Here is a 17,381-nt window from a genome sequence, read left to right on the forward strand (position 1 = left end):
CATTTGCCCTGTCCATTTGTCCCAGTTCGCGTCCGCATTACGAGAAGCTCACCTGCGGAGCAGTGGCTGCGGGAGCGGCCGCTTCGAAGAGCTCGCGCTCCTTGAAACCGAACATGCCGGCGAAGATGACAGCCGGGAAGGTCTGGATACCGTTGTTGTACTTCATGACAGTGTCGTTGTAGCTCTGACGCATGTAGCTGATCTTGTCCTCGGTCTCCGAGAGCTGCGCCTGAAGGTCGAGGAAGTTGGAGGAAGCCTTGAGGTCGGGGTAAGCCTCGCTCACAGCAAAGAGTGTCTTGAGGGCACCCGTGAGCATGTTCTCGGCTTCGGCGCGCGCCTCGGGCGTCGCGGCGTTCATCGCCGCATTACGCGCCTGCGTCACGGCCTCGAGCGTGCCGCTCTCGTGTGCCGCATAGCCCTTGACGGTCTCGACGAGGTTGGGGATGAGGTCGAGCCTGCGCTGGAGCTGTACGTCGATCTGCGCCCAAGCGTTATCGACGCGGTTGCGCATGCGCACAAGGTTGTTGTACATCCCGATGAGCGCGATGGCGAGAATGACGACGATTGCGACGATGACGATGAGGGCAATGGTAAGTCCGCTCATGGGGGCACCTTTCAACGGAAACGTTTCGTGCATTGTACCCAAAAGTTACCTTTGCATGTCGAAGCGGCGAGTTTTCTTGACATTGAACATGCACCATTTACATTGAGCAGAAAAAGTTCCGCGAGCCTTCGCGTACGTGGAACCGCAGCGAGGAAACATGAGAGGACCTCGCAGGAGAGATGGGAACACCTATGAGCGATGCACTATTGTCTGTCCGTGACCTGTCAGCTGGTGTTGACGGCAAGGAGATACTCCATTCGGTTGACCTCGATGTCGAGGAAGGCGGCGTTCACGTTCTGATGGGCCCCAACGGCGCGGGCAAGTCGACGCTGGGCCACGTCATCATGGGCGAGCCGACCTACGACGTCACGGGCGGCACCATCATGTTCGGTGGCGAAGACGTCACCGATCTCTCCCCCGACAAGCGCAGCCTCGCGGGCATGTTCCTCTCGTTCCAGGCTCCCGTCGAGATTCCCGGTGTGCCGCTGTCGAGCTTCCTGCGTGCCATCGCCTCGGCGCGCCCCGAACTCGACATGAAGCGCAAGGAGTTCCGCAAGCGCGTACGCGAGCTCGCCGATGAGCTCGACATGGATCGCGCCTACCTCGACCGCGAGCTTGGCGTGGGCTTCTCGGGCGGCGAGAAGAAGAAGGTCGAGATGCTACAGTTGCTGCTGCTCAAGCCGCGTCTCGCCATCCTCGACGAGGCCGACTCCGGCCTAGACGTCGATGCGCTCTCCGTCGTCAGCCGGGGCATGGAGCTCTATCGCCGCGAATGCAACGGCACGCTACTCGTCATCACCCACAACACGCGCATCCTCGAGCACCTCGATGTCGACAAGGTGCATGTCATGGTGCGCGGCCGCATGGTCGCCGAAGGCGACGCGAGCATGATCGCCGACATCGACACCAACGGATTCGAGCAGTTCGAGTCCCTCGCGCAGGCACGATAAGGGGCCGCCATGACCGGACCAAGCGAAAAGAAGCGCACGCAGGTCGATGACATCGACCGCAGCATGTACGACTTCGTCAAGGACGAAAGCAACCAGGAGCATCTTGAGGCGGGCCTCACCCCCGAGATCGTACGCGAGATCTCCGAGAAGAAGGACGAGCCCGATTGGATGCTCGACCTACGCCTCAAGTCACTCGACATCTACAACGGCTTTCCCATCCCCACCTGGGGCCCGTCAATTGACGGCCTCGACATGGACCACATCGTCACCTACGTGAAGCCCGAGACCGACCAGCAGGCGAGCTGGGATGACGTCCCCGAGGATATCAAGGACACCTTCGACCGCCTGGGCATCCCAGAGGCCGAGCGCAGCTATCTTGCCGGCGTGGGCGCACAGTACGACTCGGAGCTCGTGTACCACTCCATGCAGGAGTCCGCCTCCAAGATGGGCATCGTCTACTCGGGCATCGAGGAGGCGCTGCAAGACCCCAAGTGGGAGGGCATTATCCACGACCACTTCATGAAGCTCATCCCGCCCACCGACCACAAGTTCGCGGCCCTGCACGGTGCCGTGTGGTCGGGCGGCTCGTTCGTCTACGTGCCGGCCGGCGTGCAGCTCGACTATCCGCTGCAGAGCTACTTCCGCCTCAACGCACGCGGCGCGGGCCAGTTCGAGCACACGCTCATCATCGTCGAAGATGACGCGAGCCTGCACTTCATCGAAGGCTGCTCGGCGCCCAAGTACAACGTCGCCAACCTGCACGCGGGCGCCGTCGAGCTCTTCGTGGGCGAGCGCGCCCACCTGCGCTATTCGACCATCGAGAACTGGTCGAAGAACATGTACAACCTCAACACCAAACGCGCCATCTGCAAGGAGGGCGGCGACATCGAGTGGATCTCGGGCTCCTTTGGCAGCCACGTGGGCTACCTCTACCCCATGTCCATCCTCAACGGACGCGGCGCCAAGTCGAGCTTTACTGGCATCACCTTCGCGGGTGCGGGCCAGAACCTCGACACGGGCTGCAAGGTCGTGCTCAACGCACCCAAGACCAAGGCGAGCGTCGAGACCAAGTCCATTTCCAAGGACGGTGGCGTCTCCACCTTTCGCTCGAGCGTGGTGGCGACCAAGAACGCCGAGGACTCCGCCGCGACGGTGAGCTGCCAGTCGCTCATGCTCGACGATCGCAGCCGCAGCGACACGATTCCGGCCATGGACATCAAGTGCAAGAACGTCGATATCGGACACGAGGCCACCATCGGCCGCATCGGCGATGACAAGGTCTTCTACCTGATGAGCCGCGGTCTCTCCGAAGAAGAGGCGCGCACGATGATCGTCAACGGCTTTGCCGAGCCGGTGAGCAAGGAACTCCCGCTCGAATACGCCGTCGAAATGAACAACCTCATCAAACTCGAGATGGAAGGAGCGATCGGCTAATGGAAGCACGTATCTTCGAGCACGCAAGTGCGATGCCAGCTCCGACCTGGTACTTCCTCCACATGAATGACGCGACCATCGAAATCCCCGCGCAGCTTTCCTGCGAAGCCGATGCCGTCATCGAAACCGATGCCACGCTCGGTGACGCCACGGCCTTCGTCGAGGCCATGGAGGCGGCGCAAGCTGCCTGGGACAAGGTCTATGGCGACAAGCCCGTACTGACCAACGCCGTCGACGAACAGGCCGAGGAACTCGGCGGTCTGGCGCTGTCCGCGTACCAGAAGAAGGCCGACGCGATGGAGCAGGCCAAGAGCCTGGCCGCGTCCTTCGAGCAGGGCATGGGCGAGGAAGTCAGCGACTGGATCCGCGAGATGGCCTGCCAGACGCGTTCCATCATCGCGCCAGCTGGCTCAAACCACACGGCATGCATCCAGATAAGCGGCGTCGACGGGGGTGCCAACATGGCCGCCATCGACCTCGTCGCCCACGAGGGCGCGACTCTCGACGTCGCCGTCATCGTGGACTCCCCCGCTTTCGGCACGGGCGTCACCGGCAGCTCCATCCGCATCTTTGCCGCCGAGGGCGCACACGTCGCGCTGCGTCGCGTCCAGACGCTCGATGACACCTGGACCGACCTCGATGACATGGGGTTGTTCGCTGCGGACAACGCAACCATCGACGTACATCAGACCGTGCTCGGCGCGGGCAAATCGTACACGGGCCTTGCAGGCGACCTACGCGGCCACAACTCCACCATCAACGTCTACACGCACTACCTGGGCCATGGCGAGCAGGAACTCGACTTCAACTACATCCTGCGACACCACGGCACCAAGTCAACCTGCAACCTCTACGCCAACGGCGTGCTTGCCGGCACAAGCAAGAAGACGCTGCGCGGCACCATCGACCTCATTCGCGGGGCCAAGGGCGCCGTGGGCCACGAGGTCGACAACGTGCTGCTCGTCGACGAGGGCGTGAGCAACAAGACCGTCCCCAACATCCTCTGCAACGAGGACGACGTCATGGGCAACCATGGGGCGACCATCGGCCACATCAAGGCCGACCAGCTCTTCTACCTGGAAAGCCGCGGTCTGTCGCCCGAGCAGGCCGAGCAGATGTTCATCACCGCGACGCTCGAGGACGCTTGGCTCAACGCCGCCAACGACGTGACCAAGCAAGCCGTCGCGCGCCTCGGCAACACGATCGTGGAGAACTTCGAGGAGGTTTACCTGTGAGTTCGATCGACATCATAGCCAATCCGTACAAGAAGGATTTCCCGCTTCTCGCATCCATGCCAGACCTGGCGTTTCTCGATAGCGCGGCCACCGCACAGCGCCCCGCATGCGTCATCGAGGCAGTGGACCACTTCTACAAGACCATGAACGCCAATCCGCTGCGAGGTCTCTACGAGCTTTCCATCGAGGCGACCGAAGCCATCGAGAATACGCGCAAGCTCATCGCGCGCTTCATCGGCATTGGCGAGGAAAACGCACGTGACATAGTCTTCAACCGCAACGCCTCCGAGGCACTCAACATCGTCGCGCAGTCCTTCGGCCCCACCGTGGTCGAGGAAGGCGATGAGGTATGCATCACCATCATGGAGCATCACAGCAACCTCATTCCCTGGCAGCAACTCTGCAAGAAGACCGGAGCAAAGCTTGTCTACATGTACTGCGACAAGGACGGCTTCATCTCCGAAGAGGAGATGCTCGCCAAGATCGGCCCCAAGACCAAGATCGTCGCGGCGGCGCACGTCTCGAACGTCCTTGGCGTCACCAACCCCATCGCCCGTATGGCGCAGCTCGCGCACGAGAACGGCGCGTACATGGTGGTCGATGGCGCACAGTCCGTACCGCACATGCCCGTCGACGTCACCAAGCTCGGTTGTGATTTCTTCGCCTTCTCCGGCCATAAGGTCTTCGGGCCCTTTGGCGTGGGCGTTCTCTGGGGCAAGCACGAGTTGCTCGAGAGCATGCCACCGTTCCTCACGGGCGGCGAGATGATCGACTACGTAAGCGAGCAGGACGCCGTCTGGTCCCCCGTCCCCGAGAAGTTCGAGGCGGGCACGCAAGACGCCGCCGGCATCTACGCGACGGGCGTGGCAATCGAGTACGCCAATGGCATCGGTATCGAGGCCATGGAAGAGCGCGAGAAGGCGCTCATGCGCTACTTGGCCGAGCGCATGGAGGCGCTCAAGTTCATCGAGGTCGTGGGCCCTGCAGACCCGGATGCGCGCAGCGGCGCCTTCAGCTTCAACGTCACCGGCGTGCACCCGCATGATGTCTCAGGCATTCTGAGCGGCGAGAACATCGCGATTCGCGCCGGTCATCACTGCGCCCAGCCTCTACTGCTCTTCCTCGGCATGCACACGTGCTGCCGTGCGAGCGTGGCGTTCTACAACGACGCGCATGATATCGATAGGCTCATCGACGGGCTCGAGCTCGTGGGAAGGATGTTCAATGTCTAATGGCTCTACCAGCAGCATTTACTCTGCTGCGCTGATGGATCACAACGCCCATCCCGACTATCGATACGAGCTCGAGGACGCAACGCACAGCCACGACGGCATCAACGCAAGCTGCGGTGACGAGCTCACGCTCTACCTCAAGATCGATGATGCGAACGACATCATCGAGGAGGCCTCGTTCACGGGGCACGGCTGCGCCATCAGCCAGGCATCCGCCGACATGATGGCCGGTCTCATCGAGGGGGAATCCGTTGACGAGGCAAAGCGCTTGCTCGGGCTCTTCATCGGCATGATCCAAGGCAACGAGCTCTCCGAGGACGACATCGAGGACCTCGACGAGGCCGCCGAGCTTCAGTCAATCTCGCGCATGCCCGCGCGCGTCAAGTGCGCCGAGCTTGCCTGGCGCACCCTCAACGGCATCCTCACCGAGCGCGAGGCCGAGAAATAAAGGGCGAGTACGCTAATCCGCGGCTCACTTGCAAGAAATTTTCGAAAGTGTGAGACCTTCAACAGTGCTATGTAGATTTTTGCCGTAAATGTGAGACTTTTGACAGTGTCATGTAAAAAATCACGAGAATGTGAGGCCTTTTCGCTGTCTGCTCTCACACTTTCGAAAAAAATCGACATGGAATGAAAGCAAGCCTCACACTTTCGAAAAAAAATGACAGGCGCATGTCCTATATGACGATGCCGCCGCCGAGGCACTCCTCGTCACGGTAGATGGTGACCGACTGACCAGCCGCCACAGCGGGTACGCGTTCGTCGAAAGTGATGCGCGCCGCGTCCTCCCCCATCTCGACATGCGCCTCGACGAGCGGACGGGTATGCCGCGTACGCACCAGATAGCGCCCTGGTGCGGGCGCATCACCCGAAACCCAACGCACGTCGCCGAGCGCGAGCTCATCGGTCCATAGCGCATCGCAGTCGTGGTCCGCACTCACGTACACGACGTTCTCGGCCGTGTCCGTCTTGACCACGTAGCGTGCCGGGCCACCCCCAAGGTCGAGCCCCTTACGCTGACCGAGCGTGTAGAGGAACGCGCCCTCGTGCTGACCGAGCACGTCTCCCGTCTCGTATTCGATGATGTCACCCGCCTTGCGTTCGAGCTGCGAGAGCAGGAACTGCTGGATCGAAACCGGCCCTATGAAGCAGATGCCGTCGGAATCATGCTTGGTCGCGACCTCGAGCCCGCGCTGCGCGGCCATCTCCCGCACGACCGCCTTGCTCTCGATCTCGCCGATGGGAAATAGCGTACGAGCCAGCACCGTCCCCGGCACACGCCATAAAAAGTAGGTCTGGTCCTTGTGCTCGTCGAGCGCGCGAAGCAAGTGGCCGGACTTCGCGCCCGGGTCGTCGAGAAGCACGCGTGCGTAATGCCCCGTTGCGATGTAGTCTGCGCCGTGCTCGAAGGCCTCGCGTGCGAAGACGCCGAACTTCACCTTCTCGTTGCACATGACGTCCGGATTGGGCGTGAGGCCACGCGCATAGCAATCGACCAGGTAGTCGACCACATCGCGTTTGTATTCCTCCTCGTAATCCCAAACCTCGAGGTCGATGCCCAGCTGCACGGCCACGCGCTCGGCATCGGCAAGGTCCTCGGCCCAGGGGCATTTGAATCCCGGCAAATCGACCGACCAGTTGCGCATGTACACGCCCGTGACGTCGAAGCCCCATTCCACAAGCAGCGCCGCAGCCAGCGAGGAATCCACTCCCCCGCTCATGCCGACGATGACCTTCTGCGCCATGTACGTCCTCTCCACTCACGGCTTTCAACAAAAATGAAGATACCACGTATTTCGAACGGAGCGGCTCCCCCTCCTGTCATTTCGAGCGAAGCGACCGTAAGGTCGCTCAGTCGAGAAATCTCTTGCCAAGATCTCTCCGTTCCGCGGTCTGACGACCGCTCCAGTCGAGATGACAACGAAATGGCGAGATTTCTCCACTCCGGCGCTGCGCGCCTCCGGTCGAAATGACAATGGGGAGCACTGCGCGCCTGCGGTCGAAATGACAAGGCGCGAGTTAGCCCACACGTTTCATTTCGGCACGAACGACCTCAATGATGATCTGCGCCGCCCGCTCGACCTGCTCGCGCGTCGTATCGTGCCCAAGCGTGATGCGCACGCTGCCTTCGGCGACTTCCGGCGACACGCCGATCGCCTCGAGCACGGGCGAAACCGTCATCTTGCTCGCGGCGCACGCCGAACCCGTCCCGACATAGACACCGCGCTGATCGAGCGAGATGACAAGACGACGAGCAAGCAAGCCCGGAAAGGAGATGTGCAAGAGGTTATCGAGACGCTGGGCGTCACGCGTCGGCCCTGCAACGACGGCATCGGCAAACGCGACCGTCAGCGTAGCTTGTAGCCAATCGCGCAGCTCGCGCAGGCGCCTTGCCTCGTCCTCGCGCCGCTCGCGGGCAAGCTCGAAGGCGCGCGCGAAACCGATGATGCCCGGAACGTTTTCCGTCCCGCTGCGCAAGCCCGCCTCCTGGCCACCACCGCACACGAGCGGGCGTAGCTCGATGCCACTGCGCACCCAAAGCAAGCCCATCTGCTTGGGACCATACATCTTGGCAGCGGATACGGTGACAAGGTCCGCCCCGAGCGAGGAAACGTTGAGCGTCTTGAGCGCCGCCGCCTGCGAGGCATCCGTGTGCAGGTAAATGGGGCGCATATCACCAGCCGCAAGACGGCGCGCACGCTCGTCGCCCACGACCTGCGCAAGCTCGCGCAGCGGTTGGATCGTCCCAATCTCGCCATTAGCGAGGGCGATGCTGACGAGCTCCGTATCGGGGAGAATCGTTGCCTTCAAGGCATCGGGACTCACGAAGCCCTGCGCATCAACAGGCACGAGCGATCCATTCTCGCGCGCTAACACGCAGCTGCGCATGCTCGCATGCTCAATGGCGCTCGCGATAACGTGCGCGCCGGGCGCGGCGGCGGTAAGCGCGAGGTTGTTTGCCTCGGTCGCCCCCGCCGTGAAGACGATGTTGGCGGCCTTGCCCCCCATGAGGTGCGCGATGCGTGCACGGGCATCCTCCACGCTCGCATGCACTTGACGCGCAGGCGTATACGATGCCGAGGGGTTCGCAAAGTCCTGCGAGAAGTAGGGCAACATCGCCTCGAGCACCTGCTCGTCGACAGGCGTTGCCGCCGCATAATCTAGATATATCCCCTCGTCAACGCTCATGTTCGATGTATCTACCCAGCCGCTGCGACCTTAGCTAAACAGACTCCTGAACCAGCCCTTTTTCTTGGGCGCCTCATGCTGCGCCTCATGCTGTGCTTCGTGCTCTTGCACCTCATCCGGTTCCTCGACCTTGGGTGTCGTATGGGGGAAATCGCTCATGTACGAGCGCTCGCGCGCAAGACGCTGCTCGGTGCTTTCCGCACTCACCGGGACATCCGCTGTCACGGGCCTGGGAGCCTCAGCCGACTTCTTCGAGGGCTTGAAGTGCTTGCCGAGCGGCTGGTCATCCATGTTGACGTTTTCGTCCAGCATGGCAGAGGCGTTGAATCCGGCACTATGCGCCGGCTTGGTCGTGATGAACGGCAGGTCCAGGTCAACCTTCTCCTTGCCCTTTTTCTCGGACTTCTTCTCGGATTTCTTTTCGACCTTCTTCTCGGGCTTGTCCTTTTTCTCGGACTTGTCCTTCTCCTTCTTGCCGCTCTTTTCCTTGTCCTTGTCCTTGTTCTTCTTGCCCGGCTTCTTGTCCGTAGGATCCTCGGCATTCTCCTCCGAGTTTGGAGTGCTTGGCAGGTCCTCGACCTCGGCCCCTGTCGAGAGCAGCTCGATGTCGGCCTCCTCCAACGCCTCGGGTTGCTCGTCTTCCTGCAACGAAGCAGGTTCAAGTTCAAATGCGGGTTCAGAATCAAGAACCGGTTCAGATTCGAGTTCAAGTTCAGATTCGACCTCTTGCTCAGGCTCAGGCTCAGGCTCCGGCTCCGGCTCAGGCTCCGGTTCAAGAACACGCTTGGACTCCTGCTTCGGTTCCACGGGCAGCGGAGCGACGCGCTTCACGCCCTGCATCGGATGGTCGATGCACCAGGCCTGCATGCTGAACTCCTCGTCACACGGACACATGTCCTTGTCGCGGCTTTCGGCGACCATCTTGTATTCGCCATTGGCCTCGAGCGTGCGGGCCTTGACGTTGTCCTCGAAGATCTTGTCGAGGAAGAGCATGATTGCCTCGCGGGCGCGATGCGTGGTGATGGGCACAGCCACCTCGACGCGATGCACGAGGTTGCGCGTCATGAGATCGGCCGAGCCAACATACATGCGCATGTCGTCGCCTTCACCGAAGACGAAGATGCGGCTGTGCTCGAGGAACTGACCGACGATGCTGCGCACGTGCACGTTCTCGGTCTTGCCCTCGATGCCGGGCACCATGCAGCAGATGCCGCGAATGTTCATGCGCACCTGCACGCCCGCCTGCGACGCCTTGGCCAGGCGGTCGATGATATCGCGCTCGGTAAGCGAGTTGCACTTGAGCGTGATGCGTCCGGCGGGACCCTTGGCGATCTCGCGGTCGATGAGCTTGAGGATGGTGCGCTTGATGGCCACCGGGGCGACGAGCAACCTGCGATAGTAGCCGTTCAGGTTGCCGATGAGCATGTTCTGGAAGAACGTGACGGCATCGCGGCCGATTTCGGCATCGGAGGTCATGAGGCTCAGGTCGGTGTAGAGGCGCGCCGTCTTCTCGTTGTAATTGCCCGTGCCTATCTGCGTGATGTAGGTTACGCCATCAGCGGAGCGCTTGGTGATCAGGCATACCTTGGAGTGGCACTTGTAGTTTTCCATGCCGTAGATGATGTTGCATCCGGCCTCCTCGAGACGTCCCGACCAGTCGATGTTGTTCGCCTCGTCAAAACGCGCACGCAGCTCCATGAGGACGGTGACTTCCTTGCCGTTCTCGGCCGCCTCGGCAAGGTGTTGCGCCACGCGCGACTCGCTCGCCAGACGATACACCGTGATCTTGATGGAGAGCACGTCCAGATCGATGGCCGCCTCTTGCAGCATGCGCAGGAAGGGATCGATGGAATCGTAGGGGAAGAACAGGAGGCGATCGCGCTCTTCGACCTGCGCTATGATCGAGCGGCCAAGATCGAACTCAGCCGACGCGCGCGGCACGAAGGGCGCGTAGCTGAGCTTGCCCCTCTTGTCGGCATCGACACGACGCTCCAGGCCAAAGACCCAGTCGAGGTTGATGGGGGCGCTGTACGTGTACATCTGGTTCTTCGTGAGCTTGAGACGCTTGAGCAAACCGGCGAGAAGCAGCTTCTCCGGCTTGCCCTCGACCTCGAGGCGCACGGGGTTGAGACGGTTGCGCTTCTTGAGCAGACGCGACACATGCAGGCGATAATCGCCCTCGTCATCGGCGAACTTCTCCTCGTCGAAGCTGATGTCGGCATTGCGCGTGACCGAGACGATGCACGGCTCGGATGTCTCGTAGATGTCGAAGATCTTCTTGACATGATGGGCGATGAGCTTCTCGGCACGCACGAAGTGAAGCGGTTCTTCCGGATCGCAGATGATGGGCGCGATGTTCTCCGGGACGGGCACGATGCCAAGGTGCTGACTGCCATCCTCCTCGCTCAGCAGCGTCGCGATGTAGAGCTCCTTGTTGCGCAGGTGCGGAAACGGATGACGCTCGTCGACGACCTGCGGCGAGAGCACGGGGCGTATGTACTCGCGATAATAATCGCGGGCAAAGCGACGCTCCTTCTTGGAGAGATTGTCGAGGTCGAGCTCCTTGAACCCATAGGGCTCGAGGTCGGCAACGACCTGGGCGTAAATCTCGTCGCGCTCCTCGACGAGCGGCCTCACGGCAGCGAAGACGGCTTCGAGCTGCTCGCGTGGCGTCATGTTGGTCTTATTCTCGCGAATATCGGGCGCGATGATGGAAAGGTCCATGAGACTGCCGACGCGTACCATGAAGAACTCGTCGAGATTCGTGCAGAAGATGCTGATGAATTTCAGACGTTCGAAAAGGGGCACGCTCGGGTCGAGCGCCTCCTCGAGAACGCGACGATCGAACTGCAACCAGGACAGTTCGCGATTTTGCGTGTACGAATAATCGAGTTCCTTGCGCTTGGCAGGCGCTTCCTCGAGACCTTCCTCGGGATTGCCATCCTGCACGACTTCGACTTCGGGCTCCTCCGAACTCTCGATGTCTTCTATGGTCTCGATGACCGCTTCTTCTGGAGTGACAACCTCGCCGATTTCTTCGAACTTTTCAGATGCATTCTCGGACATGGTCTCTTGCATGCCAACTCCCCTCTTATCAGCCTAGCCTTTTGATATTACTACATTGCCGAGAAGTATCCGAGCAGTTCGGCAACACCCCAAATGGCCACGAGATGCGCAGGGTAGTAGATATAGAAGAGATACTTGAGATGCCAAGTGCCACGTTTGCCGTTATAGCTGGCCAGAGGCACAATCGCGAGAAGCGAGAACCATTGGATGCCACCGAGCCAATCGTTCATCTGCACGCAAACCAGGATGATGCCAAGACATGCGAACGCGAGCATGATTCGCAGGCGCTTCTTGTCAAGCGCCTTTTTGAAGAAAATGCGCGGCATATAGCAAAAGACGGGAAGCATGATTCCCCAGAAGCCGTAATCGACCGAGAAATCGGTTCCGGCGAGGAGGACGGGTAAGACGAGCGCCACGAAGGCATCGAGCGCAAGTGCGCCGACGACTGCCAGGACTCCTGCAAGGTCCCTACGATCATCGGCGAGTTGGACGGCGTAGATCGTGATGATGGCGAGCACGAAGCTCGTAAGTATGCTCTGCTCGAGGCTGCCCATCGCGAGAAAGAACCCAATCTGGCATACGAAGCCGAGCGCGAAGATGCCCCCGAGGTAACGTTTCCTGCTATGCGTATAGAAGCAACCCTCGGCGATCATGTACGCAAAAATGGGATACGTGAGACGGCCGATGATCCGCAAGATCAGGTATTGGGGCAGCAGAACGACGCCGATATGGTCAATCGTCATCGTTATCAAGGCGAGTATTTTAAGCTGGTTTCCCGTCATCACGAAGGGTATTCTATCGTTTCGGGTGACGGGGGAGCGTGACGGGGGAGCGTGACGGGGGGGGTCTGTCACGCGAACTCCAGCGTGACAGACCCCCCCCCGTCACGCTCCCCCGTCACCCGAGCAACCGTCTCGTCCGTCGAAGGGGTGCCTTGGAACTTCGCAAACGACATAAGGCGCATGCACGTCCGCTCAAGAATCTCGAGGAGCGCTATGAGTGGTACGCGCGTGCCATCGAGCTGGAAGCATCCGCTCGCTCAGGCACATGGATAGAGATGTACTTTCCCTCAGCACGCGAGCTTCATCTCGACCTAGGTTGCGGCAAGGGACAATTTGTCGTCGAGCAGGCACGGCGGTATCCCGACGTATTGTTTGTCGGTCTTGACTATGACCGGATCTGCATCGCGCTTGCCGCGCAGAAGGCTTGCGAACTGGGTCTCGAGAATTGCGTTTTCGCGCTTGCCGACGGAGAAGACGTCGGCAAGTACTTCGGCCCAGGGGAGCTTTCTCGCATCTACCTCAACTTCTCGACACCGCACCCGCGCAAGAAACACGCGTCCGAGCGCCTCACGCACGTCGACCAGCTCATCTCCTACCGCGACCTGCTCGCACCGGGTGCCAGTATCGAAATGAAAACCGATAGCCCGCCCTTCTACGAGTTCTCGCTCGTGCAGTTCGACCTGGCGGGATATGACGTCGTCTGGAAGACGACCGACTTGCATGCGCTCGACGCGCTTGATGAGATTAGCCCCGTGACCGAATACGAGGAGCGGCTCCGCGCCCTTGGAGCCAAGGTGCATGCCTGCCGCGCGGTCAAGGCCGACCGTCCCTTCACCAATGAGCAGACAGCCGAACTTTCGCTCTTCGAGTACCTGCCCGATGACCTGGACACCCTCGAATACGTGCCTTACGGCATGGAGGGCTACGTCTTCAACATGCGCAACCGCCGCGCCAAGGAGCAAGCCCGCCTTTTGTGCGAATGAGACACATTGGACAGGTACATCTGTCTCATTGCATGCAATGAGACAGATGTACCTGTCCAATGTGTCTCATTCGCCATCGGCCCGTCACCGAAAAGTTTATTCATCAGAAAAAATAATAATTGCCAAATTTATATCCTGTTGTAAATATAATCTCATTACAGAACAGTTATCTGTTCGTGAAGCACAGCAAGGAGGATTTCATGAGAAAAAGCAAACTCGCCAAGGTGCTGACATGCGGCGTGGTAACCGCGGGCCTTATCGCCACCCTGGGCCTCACGGCTTGCGGCGGTTCGAACGCGAGCTCGTCGGCGGGCTCGAATGTGGAGTTGCAGGTCTTTGCAGCTAACTCGCTTTCCAAGGCCATGGACGAAGCCCAGGAGCTCTACACGCAGCAGACAGGCGTGACCTTCGCCGACACGCAGTACAAGGCATCCGGCGAGCTCAACGAGATGCTCAAAGCTGGCTCCTATGCCGACCTCGAGATTACCGCTTCCAAGGGCACCATGGATACGGCAGTGCAGGAAGGCTACGTGGATGAGTCCACGCGTACCGACATGTTCACCAACGAACTCGTCATCGTCGCCAAGGAAGACTCCGCCCTTCAAGATGTCACCCTTCAGCAAATCGCCAGCGGCGATCTCACCGTCTGCGTAGGCGATGACTCCGTTCCGGCCGGCAACTATGCCGCCCAGGCCCTTTCCACCGTTGGCGCCTACCAGCCGCCCGCAGCTGACGCCGGCAAAAGTGGCAAGGACATCTCTGGCAAGGGCGGTCGGTACGTGGGCATCACCCCCATCCTGCAGACCTCGGTCGGCAACGTATGCAAGCAGGCGGAAAACGGCGACGTTGACGTCGCCATCGTCTACAGCTCCGACGTATACCGCTTTGGCGGCGTGAAGGTTGTCGGCATCATCCCCGATGACACCCACAAGGCCATCGTCTATCCCGGTGCCGTGTGCAAGGACTCCAAGAACGCGCAGGCTGCCAACGACTTCATGCAGTGGTGCATCACCGATCCCGATGCCCAGAAGATCTTCCAGAAGTGGGGCTTTGACCTCTCCTAATCCATAGGAATCATTGCTGCGGCGCGGATGACCCATCGGTTATCCGCGCCGCTTGCGTATAACCTCGTTTCAGATTATTTGCAAAGGCATATAATCCTGTTATCCCATCAGGAGAAAGATTGGCAGTCGCACGGAGACGCCCTGTCAATCCCTTCGAGACGACAAGGACTGGCACCCATGGTTCTGGGGAGTTTCATACAACGTGGGCTTGGTTTCATGCTTGCCCTTGTGCTTGCGATCACCGCGCTCTCGTGCGTCATGCCGTGCCCGGCAGCCGCCACCGATGACGAGCTCGGCAGCGTGGACAGCCCTGCCGTCGACAACGCAGGCGAACAGCAGACCGTCAACGGGGTCACCGTCTCCGCCGAGGGGGACAGCGCCCTCATCGAAGGATGCAGCTTCGGCATCAACGATTTCTACCGTGCCCAGGCCGGCTCCAACAAGGCGGTCGGCGACAGGTACTGGGGCTATAACTACTACATCGGCACTCAACCCGACAATCTCTCGGTCATATCAACCGGCGATTACGCCGTGGTCTACATTCCCAAAGCAACCCAGGACGCCTTCGGCTTCCTCTACGATAACCACAACGACCAGGATTACATCAAGCGTTACTTCACCGCCTTGGACGACGCGAACGCGAAGGGTTCCTCGCGACTCTCCAACGTCTCCAAATGGTATTTCACCGAACAGCAGTCCTTCGAGGTGAATGGCGTCGTCTTCAACTTCGATCAGGAACTCGACGAAGGGCGCTACTACGCCTACATCATTGGCTCTGATGGAAGCGACGTGACCAGCAAGGCGAGCAGCAACCAGGTCAGGCTCGACTTTGCCGACTTCGCTCGAGCCGTGCCGCCCTCGGACGTGCAGATCGTCCAGGCGAGCACAGGCCTTGCATGGCTTGCAAACTTCCTCGTGACCATGGACTACAGTCCGCTATGGGTTACCTTGCGCACGACGCTCATCGCCATTGTGTTCATCTTCATCCTGGGTCTCGCAGCCGCCTACTTCACGATGCGCATCTCGCCGCGCGCTCAGTCCATCTTCGACGCGATCTTCACCATCCCCATGGTGTTGCCACCCACGGTATGCGGCTTCTTGCTGCTCCTTGCCTTCGGTCGTTCCACGCCCGTGGGCCAGTGGTTCATCGACGTGGGATTCCCCCTCGTCTTCAGCTGGCAGGCAACGGTCATCGCAGCAGTCGTTGTAGCCTTTCCGCTCATGTACCGCAGCTCACGCGGCGCCTTCGAGAACCTCGATCCCAACATGCTCGATGCGGCGCGTACGCTCGGCTGGTCCAACATCCGCATCTTCTTCAAGCTCATGCTGCCGCTTGCCTGGTCCTCCATCGCCGCGGCTACGGTGCTCGCCTATGCGCGTGCATTGGGCGAGTTTGGCGCGACGCTGTTCCTCGCGGGCAATTACGCAGGTGTCACACGCACCATCCCCATCGCCATCTACTTCGAGTGGATGAACGGCAACACGGACATCGCCATCTTCTGGACCATCGTCATCATCATCTTCAGCTTCATCGTCATCATGTTCATCAACTTGTGGTCGAGTAGAACGACAAAGTACCGTCGCAGGCAGACAAGCAAGAAGAAACACGGTGCAGAGCACGGCACGCACACGCCACACCTGGAAGGCGGCCTGGAGTCCGCCATCGCGACCGAAGACGCCGGACTGCCCGAGGGGGCGCGCTCATGAGCCTGCAAATGGACTTCAGAAAATCCCTTGGCGATTTCTCCCTCGACGTGAGCGTCGAAGCCGGTATGGAGACGCTCGGCTTCCTCGGTGCCTCGGGTTGCGGCAAGAGCCTCACGATGCGCTGTATCGCGGGTATCGAAACGCCTGACGAGGGACGTATCGTCGTGAACGACACCGTCTACTTCGACTCCGCCGCAAAGGTCAACCTGAGTCCCCAGCAGCGCAAAACGGCTTTGCTCTTCCAGAACTACATGCTCTTTCCCAACATGACCATCGAGCAGAACGTAGCAGCAGGCATACCCAAGACGGTGAGCAAGGGTGATCGTGACGCCATCGTCACGACCGAACTCAGGCGCTTCAGCCTCGAGGGCTTTAGCAAGCGCTACCCCGCCCAGCTCTCCGGTGGCCAGCAGCAGCGCGTGGCTCTTGCACGCATGCTCGCGGCACGGCCCGGCATTCTCATGCTCGACGAGCCGTTCTCCGCGCTTGACTCGCATCTCAAGAGTGTGCTCGAGCAAAACCTCGTTGACCTCTTCGAGGCCTTTGAGGGGACCATCCTCTACGTGAGCCACGACATAGACGAAGCGCTGCGCTTCTGCGACCGCATCGCCGTAGTCGATGACGGTCACATACTCGAGATCGATTCGAACGACGAGCTCGTGAACAACCCGCAATCGGAAGCCGCGCTCAAGCTCTCGGGCTGCAAGAACACCACGCCCGTCATCAAGGCCGACGAGCACGCCGTGTGGGCGCCCAAGTGGGGCGTGCGCATCGAGTGCGAGCGGGAAGTGCCCGACGACGTGCGATTCCTGGGCGTGCGCGCATTCTACCTCGAGCGCGCGAGCGGGCCGGGCACCAACAACTACCGCGTGCGCGTCGACCGCATCAGCGACTCGCGCTTCGAGCGAAGCGCGCTACTCGGCTTCCTCGACCGCGACAGCTCGTTTGCACCGGCTGTCGAGCGCAGCGATGACGAGATGAGGTTCCTGCACCAGCACCTGTTCTGGCGCATCGACAAGCTCAAGGACGGCCCGGAGGTGTGGCCCGAAATGGGCGAGGAGCTCTGGGTGCACCTTCCGCAGGAGAAGATCTACCTGGTGAGCAGATAGAACGTGCCAGGAATCAGACCCTGGCA

At 60.4% G+C, this 17,381-nt stretch carries 14 protein-coding genes; 9 read left to right on the forward strand and 5 right to left on the reverse strand.

Features of this window, described 5'->3' with window-relative positions:
* Positions 1–37: 37 nt before the first annotated feature.
* Entirely contained in the window at positions 38–604 is a 567-nt protein-coding gene (locus tag OIM11_07875) for a LemA family protein (GenBank protein ID HJJ01044.1), read from the reverse strand.
* Between the two features lie 191 nt (positions 605–795).
* On the opposite strand from OIM11_07875, the gene sufC reads away from it, so the two are divergent.
* From sufC to OIM11_07900, 5 genes are read left to right on the forward strand one after another with little or no spacing between them, the layout of a single operon-like run.
* Positions 796–1,554 (forward strand): Fe-S cluster assembly ATPase SufC, encoded by a 759-nt coding sequence (gene sufC / locus OIM11_07880; protein HJJ01045.1) that lies wholly within the window; start codon positions 796–798, stop codon positions 1,552–1,554.
* 9 nt (positions 1,555–1,563) lie between these two features.
* The gene (gene sufB / locus OIM11_07885; protein HJJ01046.1) at positions 1,564–2,988 is read left to right on the forward strand and encodes a Fe-S cluster assembly protein SufB; all 1,425 of its coding nucleotides are present in this window, start codon (positions 1,564–1,566) and stop codon (positions 2,986–2,988) included.
* Positions 2,988–4,223 carry a SufD family Fe-S cluster assembly protein gene (locus OIM11_07890; GenBank protein ID HJJ01047.1) on the forward strand — a complete coding sequence of 412 codons (1,236 nt, stop codon included), beginning with the start codon at positions 2,988–2,990 and terminating at the stop codon, positions 4,221–4,223. Before sufB ends, OIM11_07890 begins: the two co-directional genes overlap by 1 nt.
* The gene (locus tag OIM11_07895) at positions 4,220–5,455 is read left to right on the forward strand and encodes a SufS family cysteine desulfurase (protein HJJ01048.1); all 1,236 of its coding nucleotides are present in this window, start codon (positions 4,220–4,222) and stop codon (positions 5,453–5,455) included. The genes OIM11_07890 and OIM11_07895 overlap by 4 nt, the downstream gene beginning before the upstream one ends.
* Positions 5,448–5,903 (forward strand): SUF system NifU family Fe-S cluster assembly protein, encoded by a 456-nt coding sequence (locus tag OIM11_07900; GenBank protein HJJ01049.1) that lies wholly within the window; start codon positions 5,448–5,450, stop codon positions 5,901–5,903. The genes OIM11_07895 and OIM11_07900 overlap by 8 nt, the downstream gene beginning before the upstream one ends.
* A gap of 229 nt (positions 5,904–6,132) precedes the next feature.
* On the opposite strand, the gene mnmA is transcribed toward OIM11_07900, so the two are convergent.
* From mnmA to OIM11_07920, 4 genes are all read right to left on the reverse strand, one after another.
* Entirely contained in the window at positions 6,133–7,200 is a 1,068-nt protein-coding gene (gene mnmA, locus OIM11_07905; protein ID HJJ01050.1) for a tRNA 2-thiouridine(34) synthase MnmA, read from the reverse strand.
* 274 nt (positions 7,201–7,474) lie between these two features.
* Positions 7,475–8,644, reverse strand: a complete 1,170-nt coding sequence (locus OIM11_07910; protein ID HJJ01051.1) for a cysteine desulfurase — start codon at positions 8,642–8,644, stop codon at positions 7,475–7,477.
* A gap of 30 nt (positions 8,645–8,674) precedes the next feature.
* Entirely contained in the window at positions 8,675–11,722 is a 3,048-nt protein-coding gene (ppk1, locus tag OIM11_07915; GenBank protein HJJ01052.1) for a polyphosphate kinase 1, read from the reverse strand.
* A gap of 38 nt (positions 11,723–11,760) precedes the next feature.
* On the reverse strand, positions 11,761–12,492 hold the full coding sequence (locus OIM11_07920) for a conjugal transfer protein TraX (GenBank protein HJJ01053.1): 732 nt from the start codon (positions 12,490–12,492) through the stop codon (positions 11,761–11,763).
* A gap of 152 nt (positions 12,493–12,644) precedes the next feature.
* Between OIM11_07920 and trmB the strand changes: the two genes are divergently transcribed.
* From trmB to OIM11_07940, 4 genes are all read left to right on the forward strand, one after another.
* Positions 12,645–13,475, forward strand: a complete 831-nt coding sequence (trmB, locus tag OIM11_07925) for a tRNA (guanosine(46)-N7)-methyltransferase TrmB (GenBank protein HJJ01054.1) — start codon at positions 12,645–12,647, stop codon at positions 13,473–13,475.
* Positions 13,476–13,675: 200 nt separating this feature from the next.
* Complete coding sequence (locus OIM11_07930) at positions 13,676–14,539, forward strand: extracellular solute-binding protein (GenBank protein ID HJJ01055.1); 864 nt, start codon at positions 13,676–13,678, stop codon at positions 14,537–14,539.
* Positions 14,540–14,716: 177 nt separating this feature from the next.
* Complete coding sequence (modB, locus tag OIM11_07935) at positions 14,717–16,246, forward strand: molybdate ABC transporter permease subunit (GenBank protein HJJ01056.1); 1,530 nt, start codon at positions 14,717–14,719, stop codon at positions 16,244–16,246.
* Entirely contained in the window at positions 16,243–17,355 is a 1,113-nt protein-coding gene (locus OIM11_07940; protein HJJ01057.1) for an ATP-binding cassette domain-containing protein, read from the forward strand. The genes modB and OIM11_07940 overlap by 4 nt, the downstream gene beginning before the upstream one ends.
* The last annotated feature ends 26 nt before the right edge of the window (positions 17,356–17,381 follow it).

The sequence above is a fragment of the Coriobacteriaceae bacterium genome, assembly GCA_025992705.1.
In the GTDB taxonomy this organism is placed as follows: Bacteria; Actinomycetota; Coriobacteriia; order Coriobacteriales; family QAMH01; genus QAMH01.

Excerpts from the sequence above, each read along its gene's own strand:
- OIM11_07930 (HJJ01055.1), top strand. The coding sequence starts at position 13,676 with ATGAGAAAAAGCAAACTCGCCAAGGTGCTGACATGCGGCGTGGTAACC.
- OIM11_07875 (HJJ01044.1), bottom strand. The coding sequence starts at position 604 with ATGAGCGGACTTACCATTGCCCTCATCGTCATCGTCGCAATCGTCGTC.
- modB (HJJ01056.1), top strand. The coding sequence starts at position 14,717 with ATGGTTCTGGGGAGTTTCATACAACGTGGGCTTGGTTTCATGCTTGCC.
- OIM11_07900 (HJJ01049.1), top strand. The coding sequence starts at position 5,448 with ATGTCTAATGGCTCTACCAGCAGCATTTACTCTGCTGCGCTGATGGAT.
- OIM11_07890 (HJJ01047.1), top strand. The coding sequence starts at position 2,988 with ATGGAAGCACGTATCTTCGAGCACGCAAGTGCGATGCCAGCTCCGACC.
- OIM11_07940 (HJJ01057.1), top strand. The coding sequence starts at position 16,243 with ATGAGCCTGCAAATGGACTTCAGAAAATCCCTTGGCGATTTCTCCCTC.
- sufC (HJJ01045.1), top strand. The coding sequence starts at position 796 with ATGAGCGATGCACTATTGTCTGTCCGTGACCTGTCAGCTGGTGTTGAC.
- sufB (HJJ01046.1), top strand. The coding sequence starts at position 1,564 with ATGACCGGACCAAGCGAAAAGAAGCGCACGCAGGTCGATGACATCGAC.
- mnmA (HJJ01050.1), bottom strand. The coding sequence starts at position 7,200 with ATGGCGCAGAAGGTCATCGTCGGCATGAGCGGGGGAGTGGATTCCTCG.
- OIM11_07920 (HJJ01053.1), bottom strand. The coding sequence starts at position 12,492 with ATGACGGGAAACCAGCTTAAAATACTCGCCTTGATAACGATGACGATT.
- OIM11_07910 (HJJ01051.1), bottom strand. The coding sequence starts at position 8,644 with ATGAGCGTTGACGAGGGGATATATCTAGATTATGCGGCGGCAACGCCT.
- ppk1 (HJJ01052.1), bottom strand. The coding sequence starts at position 11,722 with ATGCAAGAGACCATGTCCGAGAATGCATCTGAAAAGTTCGAAGAAATC.